Genomic DNA, 15,055 nt, shown 5'->3' with positions numbered 1-15,055 from the left:
GGTTTCCCGGGAGGCGCGGGGCCCACCTGTGCGGTTCAGACGGTGCTTCAGCCCGCGAGGATCGCGCGCGCCAGCTTGGCCGTCTCGGTCGGCGTCTTGCCGACCTTGACGCCCGCGGCCTCAAGGGCCTCCTTCTTCGCCTGGGCGGTGCCGGAGGAGCCGGAGACGATGGCGCCGGCGTGGCCCATGGTCTTGCCCTCGGGCGCGGTGAAGCCCGCGACGTAGCCGACGACCGGCTTGGTGACGTTCTTCGCGATGAAGTCCGCCGCACGCTCCTCGGCGTCGCCGCCGATCTCGCCGATCATGACGATCAGGTCGGTGTCGGGGTCGGCCTCGAACGCCGCGAGGGCGTCGATGTGCGTCGTGCCGATGACCGGGTCGCCACCGATGCCGACGGCGGACGAGAAGCCGATGTCACGGAGCTCGTACATCATCTGGTACGTCAGCGTGCCGGACTTCGAGACCAGGCCGATGCGGCCCGGCTTCGTGATGTCGCCCGGGATGATGCCGGCGTTGGACTGGCCCGGGGTGATGAGACCGGGGCAGTTCGGGCCGATGATGCGGGTCTTGTTGCCCTTCGACTGCGCGTACGCCCAGAAGGCGGCGGAGTCGTGGACGGCGATGCCCTCGGTGATGACGACCGCGAGCGGGATCTCGGCGTCGATCGCCTCGACCACGGCGGCCTTGGCGAAGGCCGGCGGGACGAAGAGGACGGAGACGTTGGCGCCCGTCTTCTCCATCGCCTCGGCGACGGAGCCGAAGACCGGGACCTCGGTGCCGTCGAAGTCGACGGACGTGCCGGCCTTGCGCGGGTTCACGCCACCGACGATGTTGGTGCCGTCACCCAGCATGAGCTTGGTGTGCTTCATGCCCGTGGCACCGGTCATGCCCTGGACGATGACCTTGCTGTCCTTGGTGAGGAAGATAGCCATGGTGTGCTTGACCTCGTCCCTTACTTCGCAGCCGCGAGCTCGGCGGCCTTGTCGGCCGCGCCGTCCATGGTGTCCACACGCTGCACGAGCGGGTGGTTCGCGTCCGACAGGATCTTGCGACCCAGCTCCGCGTTGTTGCCGTCGAGGCGCACGACCAGCGGCTTGGTGACCTCTTCGCCCTTGGTGGCGAGGAGCTCCAGGGCCTGGACGATGCCGTTGGCGACCTCGTCACAGGCGGTGATGCCACCGAAGACGTTGACGAACACGGACTTGACGTCCGGGTCGCCCAGGATGATCTCCAGGCCGTTCGCCATGACCTCGGCGGAGGCGCCGCCACCGATGTCGAGGAAGTTGGCCGGCTTCACGCCGCCGTGGTTCTCACCGGCGTACGCGACGACGTCCAGGGTCGACATGACCAGGCCGGCGCCGTTGCCGATGATGCCGACCTCGCCGTCGAGCTTGACGTAGTTGAGGTTCTTGGCCTTGGCGGCAGCCTCGAGCGGGTTGGCTGCGGCCTTGTCCTCGAGCGCCTCGTGCTCGGGCTGACGGAAGTCGGCGTTCTCGTCGAGAGACACCTTGCCGTCCAGGGCCAGGATGCGGCCGTCCTTGGTCTTCACCAGCGGGTTGACCTCGACGAGGAGCGCGTCCTCGGCGACGAAGGTCTTCCACAGGGTCACCAGGGCCTCGGCGACACCCTCGGCCACGTCGGCCGGGAACTTCGCCAGGGCCACGATCTCGCGAGCCTTCTCGATGCTCACGCCCTCGACGGCGTTGACCGGGACCTTCGCGAGGGCCTCGGGGGTCTTCTCCGCAACTTCCTCGATGTCCATGCCGCCCTGCACGGACGCCATCGCGAGGAAGGTGCGGTTGGTGCGGTCGAGGAGGTACGAGACGTAGTACTCCGCCTCGATCTCCGGGGACAGCTCGGCGATCATCACCTTGTGGACCGTGTGGCCCTTGATGTCCATCCCGAGGATGTCGGTCGCACGGGCGACCGCCTCGTCCGGGGTGGCGGCCAGCTTCACGCCGCCGGCCTTGCCGCGGCCGCCGACCTTCACCTGCGCCTTGACGACCGACTTGCCGCCAAGACGCTCGGTGGCCTCGCGCGCCGCCTCAGGCGTGTCGATGACTTCACCGGCCAGCACCGGTACACCGTGCTTGGCGAAGAGGTCCCTCGCCTGGTACTCGAACAGGTCCACGCGCGTCCGTCCCTTTTCTGATGATCGCGGTTCGTTGTCTGCGTGGGCGTGCCGCGAAGGGCAACGTGACTGCGCTGTCACAAGGGAGGCGTACACGGTGTCCGTGGACGCGGCATGTCCGTCTCGCAGGTTATCCCCGAGGGACGTGGGTCCCTAAATCGCAGATCACAACGGAGCGGTGATACGGGTCACAGATCGTAGGGGGAGGAGGGCGGTCCGTAGGGGACCCCGAGGGTGGCCTCGGGGCCCACCGCACAGGTGGGGACCGGGGGTTGTGGACCTCACGACGCGCCGCACAGCGAGGTGAGGAGCCCTCGGGCCCGGTTGTGATATGGGCCTCAGTCCGCCCGCACGCGGCCGGTCGGGTGGTGGCGGGGCTGCGGAATCCGCAGCGGTCAGGGAGTGTCCGGCACCGGCAGGGGGCGTTTCTCGATCGCCGCGGCCATCACCTCGGGGAAGAGGTCCGGGGTGCAGGCGAAGGCGGGGGCGCCGAGTGCGGCGAGAGCGGCCGCGTGCTCGCGGTCGTACGCGGGGGCTCCCTCGTCGGAGAGCGCGAGCAGCGCCACGAACTGCACGCCCGATGCCTTCATCGCCGCGACCCGCTTCAGCATCTCGTCCCGTATGCCCCCTTCGTAGAGGTCGCTGATCAGGACGACGACCGTGTCGGCCGGACGGGTGATCTGCGACTGGCAGTAGGCCAGAGCGCGGTTGATGTCGGTGCCGCCGCCGAGCTGGGTGCCGAAGAGGACGTCGACCGGGTCGTCGAGCTGGTCGGTGAGGTCGACGACCGCCGTGTCGAAGACGACGAGCCGGGTCGCGATCGAACGCATCGAGGCGAGGACCGCGCCGAACACCGACGCGTAGACGACGGAGGCCGCCATCGAGCCGGACTGGTCGATGCAGAGGACGACGTCCTTCTTGACCGACTGCGCCGCCCGGCCGTAGCCGATGAGCCGTTCGGGGACGACCGTCCGGTACTCGGGCAGGTAGTTCTTGAGGTTCGCGCGGATCGTGCGGTCCCAGTCGATGTCCCGGTGCCGGGGGCGGCTGATCCGGGCCGATCGGTCGAGCGCGCCCGTGAGGGTGGCCCGGGTGCGGGTCGCGAGGCGCTTCTCCAGGTCGTCGACGACCTTGCGCACGACCGCCCGGGCCGTCTCCTTGGTGGTCTCGGGCATGGCCTTGTCGAGGGAGAGGAGCGTGCCGACGAGATGGACGTCCGCCTCGACGGCCTCCAGCATCTCGGGCTCCAGGAGCAGGGTGGAGAGACCGAGCCGCTCGATGGCGTCGCGCTGCATGACCTGGACGACGGAGCTGGGGAAGTACGTCCGGATGTCGCCGAGCCAGCGGGCCACGGAGGGGGCCGAGGCGCCGAGGCCGGCGGAGCGGTCGCGTCCGGTGGAGCTCTTCGAGCCGCGTCCGTACAGCGCGGTCAGGGCTCCGTCCATCGCGGAGTCGGTGCCGGCGAGGGGGCGTCCCGTGCCGTCCGCCTCGCCGCCGCCGAGGACCAGACGCCACCGCCGCAGCCGCTCGTCGCCCCCGGTTCGAGGGCTGGTGCCGACCGGTGCCGCCGTGTCGGTGCCGACTCCTGCGGTCGTACCGGCACCTGTTCCGCTTGCGGTGCCCGCTCCTGCGGTCGTGCCGGCTCCCGTTCCGCTTGCGGTGCCGGCGCCTGATCCGCTTGCGGTGCCGGTTCCTGCGGCCGTGCCGGTTCCCGTTCTGCTTGCGGTGCCGGCGCCTGATCCGCTTGCGGTGCCGGGCGCTGTTCCGTCCATCGGTCCGCTTCCGTTCATCGGTCCGCCCCTTCCGGCTCGTCGTGTCCCAGCAGCAGCCGCAGGACCGGCAGCACTCCGTCGGCCCGCTCCTCGTCGAGGCTCGCGGCGAAGCCGGGGGTTCCGGCCTCCGGACGGCTCGCGGTCGAGGACGGGCCGCGGGCGACCAGCTCGCCCAGGGTGCGCCGGACGCCCGGTTCGTACGCGGAGAAGGTGCGCCGCAGCAACGGCAGCACGTCGGTGAAGGTGTCGCCCGGGACGCCGGTCAGCCAGTCGTCGACCAGGCTCAGCAGCCGTTCGTCGTGGACGAGGATCATGCCGCCTCCGGCGGCGCCGCCGACGAAGCCCTCGATCCAGGCGGCGGCGTCGGCGGGGGCGGTCCCGGGTGAGAGGGCGAGGCCCATGAGCCGTGCGGCCTCGTCCTCGTCGAGCCGCCCGTCGTCGAGCAGGAGCCGGGCGGCGCGTCCCCGGAGGATCCCGGGCACGGTGTCGCGGTCGGCGAGCCTGCGGAGCACCCCGGACCAGCGGTCGGTGCGTTCCGCGCTGTCCGGGAGCAGGCCGAGGGCGCCATGGACCGCGTCGAGGTGGCCGCGCATCTCGGCGGCGGCGTCGGCGTCGAGTCCGGCGCAGGCCGGCGGGAGGCCGACGCAGATCCGTTCGGCGAGCCCGGCGGCGACCTCGCCGAGCGCGGCGGTGTCGGTGGCGCGGACGTCTCCGTAGCGCAGCGAGCGGGCGAGCGCGGGCAGGGCCTGGGCGAGGTGCCCGACGTCGGAGTCGAGTGCGGCACGGTCGGCGAGGGCCGTCATGACGACGGGCAGGGCCTCCCCGAGTCCGGCGAGCAGGCACTGCTCGGCGAGCGCGGTGACCTCGGCGAGCGCCGTGGCCTCCAGGGCGCGGGCCTCGGCCTTGGCGGTGGCGGCGGAGTCGACGGTGGTGCCCCAGACGCCCGCCTCGGCGATCCGGACGTGCAGCTCCGGCTCCCAGCGCAGCCGCCAGCTCTCCCGGAAGGTGCCGGTGCTGCCGCGGCCGGCGACGGGCTCGCCCCAGCCGATGCCCAGCAGCCGCAGTCGGTGCAGGAGTCTGCTGCGGGCCGCGTCGTTCTCCTTGCGCAGATCGAGCTCCAGCTCCCTCTCCTGCGCCTCCGGCTTGAGGCGCAGCCCGCGCTGGAGCCGGGCGAGGTCGCGCTGCAGCGGTACGGCGGGGGCGTCGGCCGGGACCTCGCCGAGGACGTCGCCGACGACGAGGCGGTCGCGGACGAGGTCGAGCGGGACGTCGGAGCCGTCGCACATGACGGCGCGTACGGCGTCGGTGGTCTCGCCGAGCCCCGCCAGCGGCCGGCCGCGCATGGTCGCGAGGGTCTCGGCGAGCCGTACGGCCTCGATGACATGGGCGGAGGAGACGATCCGGTCCTCTTCCCTGAGGAGACCGGCGACCTTGGTCATCCAGCGCTCGACGGGCCGGTCGGGGGCGGCGAAGAGGTGCCCGTACCAGCCGGGCGCGTCGATGCCGGCGCCGTACCCCGAGCGGCGGGCGAGCCTGCGGTGGGTCCAGGGCACCCAGGTCGTCTCGGTCTTCACCTTGGGCAGACCCTTGAGCAGGGCTCGGTCGGCTCCGACGGTCGTCCTGCGCGCCAGCGCGGGCACGTGCCAGGCGCCGCAGACGACGGCGACGGAGTCACCGAACTCCTTGCGGGCGGTCCGCAGCTGGAGCCGCATGTACGCCTCGCGGATCAGGTCACGGGCGTGGCCGCCGTCGCCGTGCGCCTCACGCAGGGCGCCCATGGCCTCGGCGACCGCCGCGAACGGCGCCGTGGGGTCGTCGGGCGCGGTGGTGCCGCGGAGCTCGATCACGTCCTCCCACCAGCGCTCGGGGTCGTCGTACCCGGCGGTCCGCGCGAGCTCGCCGATCGGGTCGATCCGCAGCTCCTCGTCCACCTCGTCGCCCGTGGCGTCGGCGGCGGCGAGGCTGTGGGCGGCGGGAAGGTCGATGAATCGGACGGCGACGCCGTGGGCGAGGGCCCAGCGGATCGCGACCCACTCGGGCGAGAACTCCGCGAAGGGCCAGAACGCGGCCCGTCCGGGGTCGTCGACGGCGTGGGCGAGCAGCGCGACCGGTGGCCGCATCTCCTCGTCGGCGGCGAGAGGGAGCAGCCCGTCCGCCTCGGGCGGGCCCTCGATCAGCACGCATGCGGGCCGCGTCGCGTCGAGCGCCGCGCGCACTCCTCGCGCCGATCCGGGGCCGTGGTGCCGCACTCCGAGCAACAGGGGCCCGGAGCCCCACTGTCCGGCGCTCCGCCCGTCGGCCGGCGCATCCGTGGCCGGCCCGCGCCGCTCCGGAGCCGCGGGCCGGTCCGGTGGGGCCGCGCGGCCCGCGGGGACCGCGCCGGCCGTCACCGTCGAAGACGTCGTCACGCGCTCACCTCGCGGCAGGCGCGGTAGAAGTCCTTCCAGCCGTCGCGCTCCCGGACGACCGTCTCCAGGTACTCCTGCCAGATGACGCGGTCCGCGGCCGGGTCACGGACGACGGCGCCGAGGATGCCGGCGGCGACGTCCGCGGGGCGCAGGACGCCGTCGCCGAAGTGGGCGGCCAGGGCGAGGCCGCCAGTGACGACGGAGATGGCCTCGGCCGTCGAGAGAGTCCCCGAAGGGGACTTGAGCTTCGTGCGGCCGTCGGTGGTGACCCCGTCGCGCAGCTCGCGGAAGACGGTGACGATCCGGCGGATCTCCTCGACCCCCTCCGGGACGGCCGGCAGGTCGAGGGAGCGTCCGATCTGGTCGACGCGGCGCGCGACGATGTCGACCTCCGCCTCCGGGGTGGCCGGCAGGGGCAGCACGACGGTGTTGAAGCGGCGGCGCAGTGCGCTGGAGAGGTCGTTGACCCCGCGGTCGCGGTCGTTGGCGGTGGCGATGAGGTTGAAGCCCCGTACGGCCTGGACCTCTTGGCCGAGCTCCGGCACGGGCAGGGTCTTCTCGGACAGGATCGTGATGAGCGTGTCCTGCACGTCGGCGGGGATGCGGGTGAGCTCCTCGACGCGGGCGGTCAGGCCCTGGGACATCGCGCGCATGACGGGACTGGGGACGAGCGCGTCCCGGCTGGGGCCGTGGGCGAGCAGCTTGGCGTAGTTCCAGCCGTAGCGGATCGCCTCCTCGGGCGTCCCGGCCGTGCCCTGCACCAGCAGGGTCGAGTCGCCGCTGACGGCGGCGGCGAGGTGCTCGGAGACCCAGGTCTTGGCGGTGCCGGGCACGCCGAGCAGGAGCAGCGCCCGGTCGGTGGCGAGTGTGGTGACGGCGACCTCGACGATCCGGCGCGGCCCGACGTACTTCGGCGTGATCACCGTCCCGTCGGGCAGGGTGCCGCCGAGGAGATAGGTGGCGACGGCCCAGGGCGAGAGCTGCCAACGGACGGGCCGCGGCCGGTCGTCGGCGGCGGCCAGCGCCTTGAGTTCGTCCGCGAAGGCATGCTCGGCGTGGGGCCGCAGGGCCTCGGCGCCGGATGCGATGCCGGTGTCACCACCGGCTTCCGTGGCGGTCGGTGCGGCCGCCCCGGTGACGCTTCCGGCACCGGGGACGGCGCTCGTGATGGTTTCGGGCACGGTCATGGATCCCCCTCCAGATCGTTCGACCTGATGTGTCATCCACCGTGCACCACGCCACTGACAATCGGCCTTCGCCGCGGTTCAGAGGCCAAGTCCGCCCGTTCGGACGGGAGTCAGCCGGCGATCGGGGAGACCGCGACGCAGCCACCGGCCATCGCCTGCTCGCCCTTCGCCTCCTTGATGACCTTGCCCTTGTGGATGACCTTGCAGGTGAGGTCGGCCGCCGGGTCGAGCGTGAGCGGCATGACGGCGGGCGGCATGATGCCCTTCAGCGTCACCGTCTTCTTCCACGGCGTGGCCGGCTTGGTCTCCTTCTCGAGCTTCGGCTCCATGGCCGAACCGCTGCCGCCGTGGAACTCGATCGACTCGATGTTCTTGCCGGTGACCTCGTACGTGACCTCGTAGGTCTCGTTGACGGCCTTGTCGACCTGGTCGGCGGCCTTGTCCGCGGCCGCGGAGCAGGCGCCGAGACCGAACGCGAGGCCGGTGACGGCGAGGACCGAGACGGCGGTGCGGATGGTGCGGTTCATGAGGTGTCCCCCAGGGAGTTTCGTGGTTGTCCCCCGCACACAATCGCAAAGGGAAGGTAAAGTCAAATACCCCGCCGGATCGGCAGCAAGCGCGTGAAACCGCAGGTCAGGGTCGTTGTCAGTGGGGCCCCCTACCGTCGTGGGCATGGATACACAGGGGGTGCGCTGGACGGCGGATCAGGTGCTGGCTCTGGCTCCTGACGATGCCTCACGCAGAGCGGGAAGCAAGCTCGGCACGGCCGGGTCGTGGTCGAGTACGGGCGGCAGCGGCGAGGGGGCCGTCTGGGGTCTGTGCCGGGGCAGCGGCAGCAAGCCGTACCGCACGGTCGTCGACATCACCGGCCCGGCGTATTCGTGCAGTTGCCCCAGCCGGAAGTTCCCGTGCAAGCACGCGCTGGGCCTGCTGCTGCTCTGGACCTCGGACGGAGCGGAAGCCGGGGGCGGCGACGCTCCGGACTGGGCCGAGCAGTGGCTGGAGGGCAGGCGCAAGCGCGCCGAGGGCGTACGGGCCCGCGAGGCGGACGGCTCCGGACGGGCGGGCGCCGCCGATCCCGAGGCCGCGCGCCGCAGGGCGGAGCGCCGGGCCGCCCGGATCACGGCGGGCGCGGAGGAGTTGGAGCAGCGGCTCGCCGATCTGCTGCGGGGCGGCCTGGCCTCGGCCGAGCAGTCCGGATACGGCCTGTGGGAGGAGACCGCGGCCCGGATGGTCGACGCCCAGGCCCCCGGACTCGCCGGCCGGGTCAGGGAGTTGGGGTCGATACCGGGCTCGGGACCCGGCTGGCCGGTCCGCCTCCTGGAGGAGTGCGCACTGACCCATCTCCTCGACCGCGCCTGGCTCTCCGTGGACCGGCTCCCCGGCCCGCTGGCCGCGACCGTTCGCACGCGGGTGGGTCTGCCCGCTCCGGTGCAGGGCACGGCGGTGCGGGACCACTGGCTGGTGCTCGCGCAGTACGACTCCACGGACGGCAAGCTGACGACGCGTCGCATCTGGCTGCACGGCAGGGAGACCGGACGCACGGCGCTGCTCCTCTCCTTCGGAGCCATGGGACGCGCGCCCGAGCTGGGCCTTCCGGTGGGTGTGACGGTCGACGCCGCGCTCACCCCGCATGCGGGTGCGGGCGCGCTGCGTGCCGAGCTGGGCGAGCTCTTCTCGGCGCCCGTCCCGCTCGACGCCCCGCCCCGCGGCGGCACGGTCGGGGACGCGCTCCATGCCTACGGCCTCGCCCTGCGCGAGGACCCCTGGCTGGACTCCTGGCCGGTGACGCTCGCCGATGTGGTCCCCATACCGACGGACCACGGCTGGCAGCTCGCCGACGCGTCACCGGTCGCGGGCGGCGGCGAGGCGCTGCCGCTCAGCGGTCCCGCGCTCGGGCGGCCGGGCCTGTGGCGGCTCGCCGCGCTCTCCGGCGGCGGGCCGGTGACCGTCTTCGGGGAGTGCGGGCACCGCGGGTTCACCCCGCTCGCCGCCTGGTCCGCCGACGCCCCCGGAGAGACCGTCCCGCTCCACTGAGTCCGTACGACCGCCCGACGACTGCCTGGAGGACCTCCATGGACGCCTGGGAAGAACTCGTCACCTCGGCGCTGCTCGGCACCGACCGCCGGCCGCCCGCGCTCCCCGACCGGGCGGGCGGGGGCGCCCCCGTCGCACTGCTGGACGCCGCGGCGCTGCACACCGTACGGCGCAGGGCGGGGCTGCGGCCCGGGCCCGCCGCCCCCGCGCCGGAGGCCGCCCCCGCGGACGCCCGCCGGCCCCTGCCCGAGCCCGCCCGCCACCGCCTCGCCCAGCTCCTCGCGGGCCGGGCCGCGGCCGCACCGTCCGGGGGGCGGCGCGGGGCCGCGCCCGACCTCGCCGAGCTGCTCCCCCAGTGGCTCGCCTCCGCCGACGACCACGGTTACAAGGCGCCCGCCTCGGCTCTGCCCGCCCTTCTCGACGCGGCACGCGCCCGTACCGATCTGCGGCCCCAGGCCCTCGCTCTCGCCGGGCCGCGCGGGCTGTGGCTGGCCCGGCTGAACCCGGAGTGGAAGTTCGCCCTGCGCGGCGCGGGAGGGAGTTCGGCGCTCCCGGACTTCCGGGACGGCGAGGCGGTCCGGGAGCTGTGGGAGGAGGGGCTGTTCGCCGAGCGGGTCGCGCTGCTCGCCTCCGTACGGACCGAGGACCCGGCGGCCGCACTCGAACTGCTGCGTTCCACCTGGCCGGCCGAGCGGGCGGAGGACCGGCTGATGTTCCTGGACTCGTTGCGGGCCGGACTCTCCGGCGCGGACGAGGAGTTCCTGGAGGCCGCCCTGGCGGACCGGAGCCGCAATGTGCGCTCCACGGCCGCCGAGCTGCTCTCCGCGCTGCCCGACTCGGCGCTCGCGGGCCGGATGGCGCGGCGCGCCTCGTCCTGTGTCTCGCTGGACCGTACGAAGGGGGCCGAGACCGTCGTCGTCGAAGCCCCGCACGAATGCGACGAGGCGATGCAGCGGGACGGGCTGATCGCCACCGCGCCGGCGGGCCGCGGCGAGCGCTCGTGGTGGCTGGGCCAGCTGGTCGAGTCGGCGCCGCTGTCGTGCTGGCGGACGCGGTTCGGCGGACGGGCGCCCGAGGAGATCGTCGCCCTTCCGGTCGCCGACGACTGGCAGGGGGAGCTGCATGCCGCATGGTGCCGGGCGGCGGTACGGCAGCGGGACGCCGACTGGTCCCGGGCCCTGCTCGGCGCGCCGGCCGCCCCGCCGGCGACCGGACCCGGCATCGCCTCGCTCGCGGAGCGGGCGAAGCTGCTCTCGACGCTCCCGGACGAGGAGCGGGCCCGCTGGGTCGCCTCGTTCATCGCGGCCCACGGCCTGTCGGAGGCGTTCCAGCTGCTGGGCGTGTGCACGGTGCCCTGGGCGGAGCCGCTCGGCGGGGCGGTGATCGACGCCCTGGACATCGCCCGCGAGGCGGGCAGCTATCCCTGGAGCTTCAGCGGGGTGATGGGCCTCGCGGAGCGCTGCCTGTCCCCGGACGCGGCGCCCCAGCTGGAATCCCTGACCGCCCTCCCCGCAGAACCGGAGGACGCCTCACCCGGAGCCGGAAGCTACTGGTCGGAAGCGTTCCAGCGCCTGGTGTCGACCCTTCGCCTACGAGCGACGATGCAAGCGGAACTGGCGGGCTAGCGGGCCCGCCAAGGCTGGCCGCCCACTCCGGCCCCCGGCATCCACCCCAGCGACGACCGGACGCCACGGGCCGAGGGGCCAAGGTGCCGGGCGGCGCGGGCGGCCGGGCCGGGCTGCGCGGGCCGAGGGGCACGGGCCGCCACGCCGGGCTGCGCGGGCCGAGGGGTTGGACGGTGCGGCGGCACGGACCAGCAGGTGCGGGCCGAGGGGCCGGGCGCTACGGGTGGCCGGGCATCGCGGGCGGACGGGCCGGCGGTGCGGCCACCCGACGGGACCGGCAGGCACGGGCCGACGGGCCGGGCTGCGCGGGCGGCATGGGTCGGACGGGCCCCACCCGGTGCGCCGCCGGGCCTAGCCGGCCGTGGGCCACGCGGGATGCGGGGGCGGGAGCCTGCGGGGCGTCGCGGTCCCCACCCACCCTTCGGGTGGCTCCGCGCGCGCTGGATGTGCCGGGCAAGGGCCCGAAGGCATGGCGGGCCGAGGCGCGCCAAGCGCCCGCCCCGACGGTCGGCGAGCCCGCCGACCGCTGGGCTCGCCCGATGACCCCGCCCCGCAGGGCTACGCCGCGACGCGGACGTTCGCGTTCACCCAGGCCACGATCGACGCCGTCGTCGCTCCCGGCGTGAAGATCTCCGCCACGCCCTTCTCCTTCAGTGGCGCGATGTCCGCGTCCGGGATGATCCCGCCGCCGAAGACCTTGATGTCCTCCGCGTCGCGATCCTTCAGGAGCTCCAGGACCTTCACGAAGAGCGTGTTGTGCGCGCCCGAGAGGATGGAGAGGCCGATCGCGTCGGCGTCCTCCTGGATCGCCGTGTCCACGATCTGCTCCGGCGTCTGGTGCAGCCCCGTGTAGATGACCTCCATGCCGGCGTCACGCAGTGCCCGCGCGATCACCTTGGCCCCGCGATCGTGGCCGTCGAGACCCGGCTTGGCCACCACCACGCGGATCGGACCGGTCACACCCATCACTGCCTCCACATGCGACCCCCGCGCGTCTTTGCCGGGGAGGTGAACGAACGTTATCGCCAGCATCCCGCACGCAACCGTTTCGCGGAGGCCGGGGAGGGGGAAATCACACGGTGGGACATTGTTCGCCTGCGCCGGACCCTCCCGGGCCGTCCACACCGGGCCCACCAGCCTCGATCGGGTCGTGCGCAAGGGAGCCGCTACGGGGTTGTCGTACCTCCGCGCCGTCAGCCGCACGGCACGGAGGTACGACACACCGCACCGCCGTTTCGGCGCCCGCGTGCCGTTCGGGAGGTGCCGATGGAGCTCACCAGGCTCACCAAGGTCACGACTGCGCTGAAGGCCAACGCCCTGGAGCTGGCGATCCTCACCGGCCATCTGATCCTCTACCCCTCCGGCATCACCGCCGAGCGCCCCGCGCCCGTCCAAGAGGCGGGGACGGGCACCGGGCGGCCCGTCGTCCTGCTGCACGGCTTCGTCGACAACCGCTCGGTCTTCGTCCTGCTGCGCCGCTCCCTCACCCGGCACGGCCGTCACCCTGTCGAGTCGTTCAACTACTCTCCGCTGACCTGCGACCTCCGCACCGCCGCCGAGCTGCTCGGCCGCCACGTGGAGGAGCTCTGCGCCCGCACCGGCCACCGGGAGGTCGACCTCGTCGGGCACAGCCTGGGCGGTCTCATCGCCCGTTACTACGTGCAGCGTCTGGGTGGTGACACACGGGTACGCACGCTGGTCATGCTCGGCACCCCGCACTCCGGCACCGCCGCGGCGCCCTGGGTCGGCGCCCACCCCCTGATCCGGCAGATGCGCCCCGGCTCCGAGGTGCTGCGGGAGCTCGCCGAGCCCGCGCCGGGCTGCCGTACGCGCTGCGTCAGCTTCTGGAGCGATCTCGACCAGGTGATGGTCCCGGTGGAGACCGCGCGGCTCGACCACCCCGATCTGCTGGTGCACAACGTGCGTGTCAGCGGGATCGGCCATCTCGCCCTGCCGGTCCATCCGACCATCGTGTCCGGGATCCGCGAGGCCCTCGACGCCGGGGATGCGGCCGCCACGCCGGAGGCCGAGCCGGGAGCCGCCTCCGTGGCGTGATTCCCACGCCTCCGCCCCGGCGCGCGACCCGGCGCACATCCCGGCACACAGATGCCTGACGGCCCGCCAGAAGGTGTCTGTTCTTCGAACGTTCCTCGAACACAGAGCCAAAGCTCTTCCCCTGGGCTGCCGAAACACGGCCGATTGCCCGTTTCCTGTGGACCCAAAACCCTCGGAAGATTGTCGCCTGCGTATACCGCCGGGTACAGTCGCGCCACTGCTTAACCCCGGGACACCCCTTTGCGGGCCCGCCCCGGACTGGTCCTGCCGCCGAGGCGAGAGAGAAGTTGGTGAACGACCAGCACCCCCACGCCGGGTACGTCGGAGACGACGCCCACAGCACCGGCGGCTTCGCCACGGACCCGCTCTTCGGCGCCCTCCCGGGCGGTTACGACGCCGGTCACAGCGGCCAGTACGACACCACTCAGTGGAACGGCAGCCACCAGTGGGACGCCGGCACGTACGACACCTACGTCGCACAGCAGCCGATGACGCAGCAGTACGACGCCACCGGCCAGTACGACGTCTCGGGTCAGTACGACGCCACGGGTCAGTGGGACGCGACCGCCTGGAGCGAGGCGCAGCAGACCGGGCAGTACGAGAACGCGCACTTCACCTCGTACGACACCACCGGCCAGTGGACGACCCCCGCCTTCGAGACGGGTACGTACGACGCCACCGCCTGGAACTACGCGGCGCCGGAGCAGGACCTCCTGGTCGCCGAGCCCGTCGTTCCGCAGCAGTACACCCCCGAGTACGAGTTCGTCCCCGAGCAGCAGCCCATGCAGCCGGCCGAGCACCAGCCCGAGTACGCCACCCAGCCCGAGCACACCGTCCACGCCGAGCACACGGCGCAGTTCGAGGTCCTCACCCAGGACGACTCGTACGCGGACTCGTATGCGGACACGGACATGGACGCGGACGGGTACACGTACGAGTACGTCTACGAGCCCCCGGCGGAGTCCGAGGAGCCGGCCGTCGAGAGCGCGGAGTCCGCGGTCGGCGCGGCGGCCGTCGCCGCCCGCCCGGTGCGCCGTTCCTCCGGTGGCAGCCGAGGCCGTCGCCGTACGCCCGCCAAGCGCTCCGCGCTGCTGACCGTCGCCGTCCCGTCCGCCTGTGTCATGGGCGTCGCCGGGATCGCGGCCGCCTCGGTCGGCGGGCTCGCCGACGCGGGCGACACCAAGGACGACACGACGGCGCTCGCCGCCGCCGACCCGTCCTCGGTCAAGCCGGTGGCGGCCAACAACGAACTGGACACCCAGCTCGCGGCGCTCAGCGCCGACGCCCGCGACTTCGGCGACCGCGCCAGCCGCACCCAGGAGCGCATCGACCTCAAGCTGCGCCAGGAAGCGGAGAAGAAGAAGCGCGAGGAGGAGGCGGCCCGCAAGGAGGCGCTGCGTCCGAAGTTCGCGCTTCCGGTGAAGCTGCACGAACTCAGCGCGCGCTACGGGCAGGCCGGCGTCAACTGGATGTCCGTGCACACCGGCATCGACTTCCCGGTGCAGTACGGCACGAAGGTGATGGCCGCGACCGACGGCACGGTCCGCACCCAGTACAACAGCGCCTACGGCAACATGGCGATCGTGACCGCCGCGGACGGCACGGAGACCTGGTACTGCCATCTGAGCAGCACCAAGCTCCGCAGCGGCAAGGTCAAGGCCGGTGACGTCATCGCGTACTCCGGCAACTCCGGCAACTCCACCGGCCCGCACCTCCACTTCGAGGTCCGGCCGAACGGCGGCGCGGCGATCGACCCGGAGGCGTGGCTGCGCAGCCACGGTCTCAGCCCCACCGGCTGACGCCTCGCACACGGACCACGAGAGGGGCCCCGGCCGATGGC

General features: G+C 73.1%; 11 protein-coding genes. 4 read left to right on the top strand and 7 right to left on the bottom strand.

What is annotated here, in order from left to right; translation table 11 throughout:
- Positions 1–47: 47 nt before the first annotated feature.
- The 6 genes from sucD to ACFQ7Q_RS34975 form a co-directional block, all read right to left on the bottom strand.
- The gene (gene sucD, locus ACFQ7Q_RS35000; RefSeq protein WP_260229316.1) at positions 48–932 is read right to left on the bottom strand and encodes a succinate--CoA ligase subunit alpha; all 885 of its coding nucleotides are present in this window, start codon (positions 930–932) and stop codon (positions 48–50) included.
- Positions 933–952: 20 nt separating this feature from the next.
- On the bottom strand, positions 953–2,131 hold the full coding sequence (gene sucC / locus ACFQ7Q_RS34995) for an ADP-forming succinate--CoA ligase subunit beta (RefSeq protein WP_383562358.1): 1,179 nt from the start codon (positions 2,129–2,131) through the stop codon (positions 953–955).
- A 395-nt stretch (positions 2,132–2,526) separates the two neighbouring features.
- Positions 2,527–3,903 carry a VWA domain-containing protein gene (locus ACFQ7Q_RS34990; protein ID WP_383562362.1) on the bottom strand — a complete coding sequence of 459 codons (1,377 nt, stop codon included), beginning with the start codon at positions 3,901–3,903 and terminating at the stop codon, positions 2,527–2,529.
- 14 nt (positions 3,904–3,917) lie between these two features.
- Positions 3,918–6,293 (bottom strand): DUF5682 family protein, encoded by a 2,376-nt coding sequence (locus ACFQ7Q_RS34985; RefSeq protein WP_383562360.1) that lies wholly within the window; start codon positions 6,291–6,293, stop codon positions 3,918–3,920.
- A 14-nt stretch (positions 6,294–6,307) separates the two neighbouring features.
- On the bottom strand, positions 6,308–7,498 hold the full coding sequence (locus tag ACFQ7Q_RS34980; protein ID WP_383562356.1) for an AAA family ATPase: 1,191 nt from the start codon (positions 7,496–7,498) through the stop codon (positions 6,308–6,310).
- 110 nt (positions 7,499–7,608) lie between these two features.
- Positions 7,609–8,025 carry a hypothetical protein gene (locus ACFQ7Q_RS34975; RefSeq protein WP_383562354.1) on the bottom strand — a complete coding sequence of 139 codons (417 nt, stop codon included), beginning with the start codon at positions 8,023–8,025 and terminating at the stop codon, positions 7,609–7,611.
- A 145-nt stretch (positions 8,026–8,170) separates the two neighbouring features.
- Here ACFQ7Q_RS34975 and ACFQ7Q_RS34970 point away from each other — a divergent pair, with 145 nt between their 5' ends.
- Both ACFQ7Q_RS34970 and ACFQ7Q_RS34965 read left to right on the top strand, forming a co-directional pair.
- Positions 8,171–9,535: an SWIM zinc finger family protein gene (locus ACFQ7Q_RS34970; protein WP_383562352.1), complete on the top strand. Its 1,365-nt coding sequence runs from the start codon at positions 8,171–8,173 to the stop codon at positions 9,533–9,535.
- 38 nt (positions 9,536–9,573) lie between these two features.
- Positions 9,574–11,160: a DUF5691 domain-containing protein gene (locus tag ACFQ7Q_RS34965; RefSeq protein WP_383562350.1), complete on the top strand. Its 1,587-nt coding sequence runs from the start codon at positions 9,574–9,576 to the stop codon at positions 11,158–11,160.
- A gap of 558 nt (positions 11,161–11,718) precedes the next feature.
- On the opposite strand, the gene ACFQ7Q_RS34960 is transcribed toward ACFQ7Q_RS34965, so the two are convergent.
- Positions 11,719–12,126 (bottom strand): cobalamin B12-binding domain-containing protein, encoded by a 408-nt coding sequence (locus ACFQ7Q_RS34960; protein ID WP_376436045.1) that lies wholly within the window; start codon positions 12,124–12,126, stop codon positions 11,719–11,721.
- A 300-nt stretch (positions 12,127–12,426) separates the two neighbouring features.
- Here ACFQ7Q_RS34960 and ACFQ7Q_RS34955 point away from each other — a divergent pair, with 300 nt between their 5' ends.
- Positions 12,427–13,215 carry an esterase/lipase family protein gene (locus ACFQ7Q_RS34955; RefSeq protein ID WP_383562348.1) on the top strand — a complete coding sequence of 263 codons (789 nt, stop codon included), beginning with the start codon at positions 12,427–12,429 and terminating at the stop codon, positions 13,213–13,215.
- A 290-nt stretch (positions 13,216–13,505) separates the two neighbouring features.
- A complete protein-coding gene (locus ACFQ7Q_RS34950) occupies positions 13,506–15,014 on the top strand; it encodes a M23 family metallopeptidase (protein ID WP_383562346.1) in 1,509 nt (502 codons plus the stop codon).
- Positions 15,015–15,055 lie beyond the last annotated feature (41 nt).

Source organism: Streptomyces sp. NPDC056527 (assembly GCF_042794475.1).
In the GTDB taxonomy this organism is placed as follows: Bacteria; Actinomycetota; Actinomycetes; order Streptomycetales; family Streptomycetaceae; genus Streptomyces.
This window is presented reverse-complemented; position numbering and strand designations above follow the sequence as displayed.

Excerpts from the sequence above, each read along its gene's own strand:
- ACFQ7Q_RS34970 (WP_383562352.1), top strand. The coding sequence starts at position 8,171 with ATGGATACACAGGGGGTGCGCTGGACGGCGGATCAGGTGCTGGCTCTG.
- ACFQ7Q_RS34960 (WP_376436045.1), bottom strand. The coding sequence starts at position 12,126 with ATGGGTGTGACCGGTCCGATCCGCGTGGTGGTGGCCAAGCCGGGTCTC.
- ACFQ7Q_RS34980 (WP_383562356.1), bottom strand. The coding sequence starts at position 7,498 with ATGACCGTGCCCGAAACCATCACGAGCGCCGTCCCCGGTGCCGGAAGC.
- ACFQ7Q_RS34975 (WP_383562354.1), bottom strand. The coding sequence starts at position 8,025 with ATGAACCGCACCATCCGCACCGCCGTCTCGGTCCTCGCCGTCACCGGC.
- ACFQ7Q_RS34965 (WP_383562350.1), top strand. The coding sequence starts at position 9,574 with ATGGACGCCTGGGAAGAACTCGTCACCTCGGCGCTGCTCGGCACCGAC.
- ACFQ7Q_RS34955 (WP_383562348.1), top strand. The coding sequence starts at position 12,427 with ATGGAGCTCACCAGGCTCACCAAGGTCACGACTGCGCTGAAGGCCAAC.
- ACFQ7Q_RS34990 (WP_383562362.1), bottom strand. The coding sequence starts at position 3,903 with ATGGACGGAACAGCGCCCGGCACCGCAAGCGGATCAGGCGCCGGCACC.
- sucD (WP_260229316.1), bottom strand. The coding sequence starts at position 932 with ATGGCTATCTTCCTCACCAAGGACAGCAAGGTCATCGTCCAGGGCATG.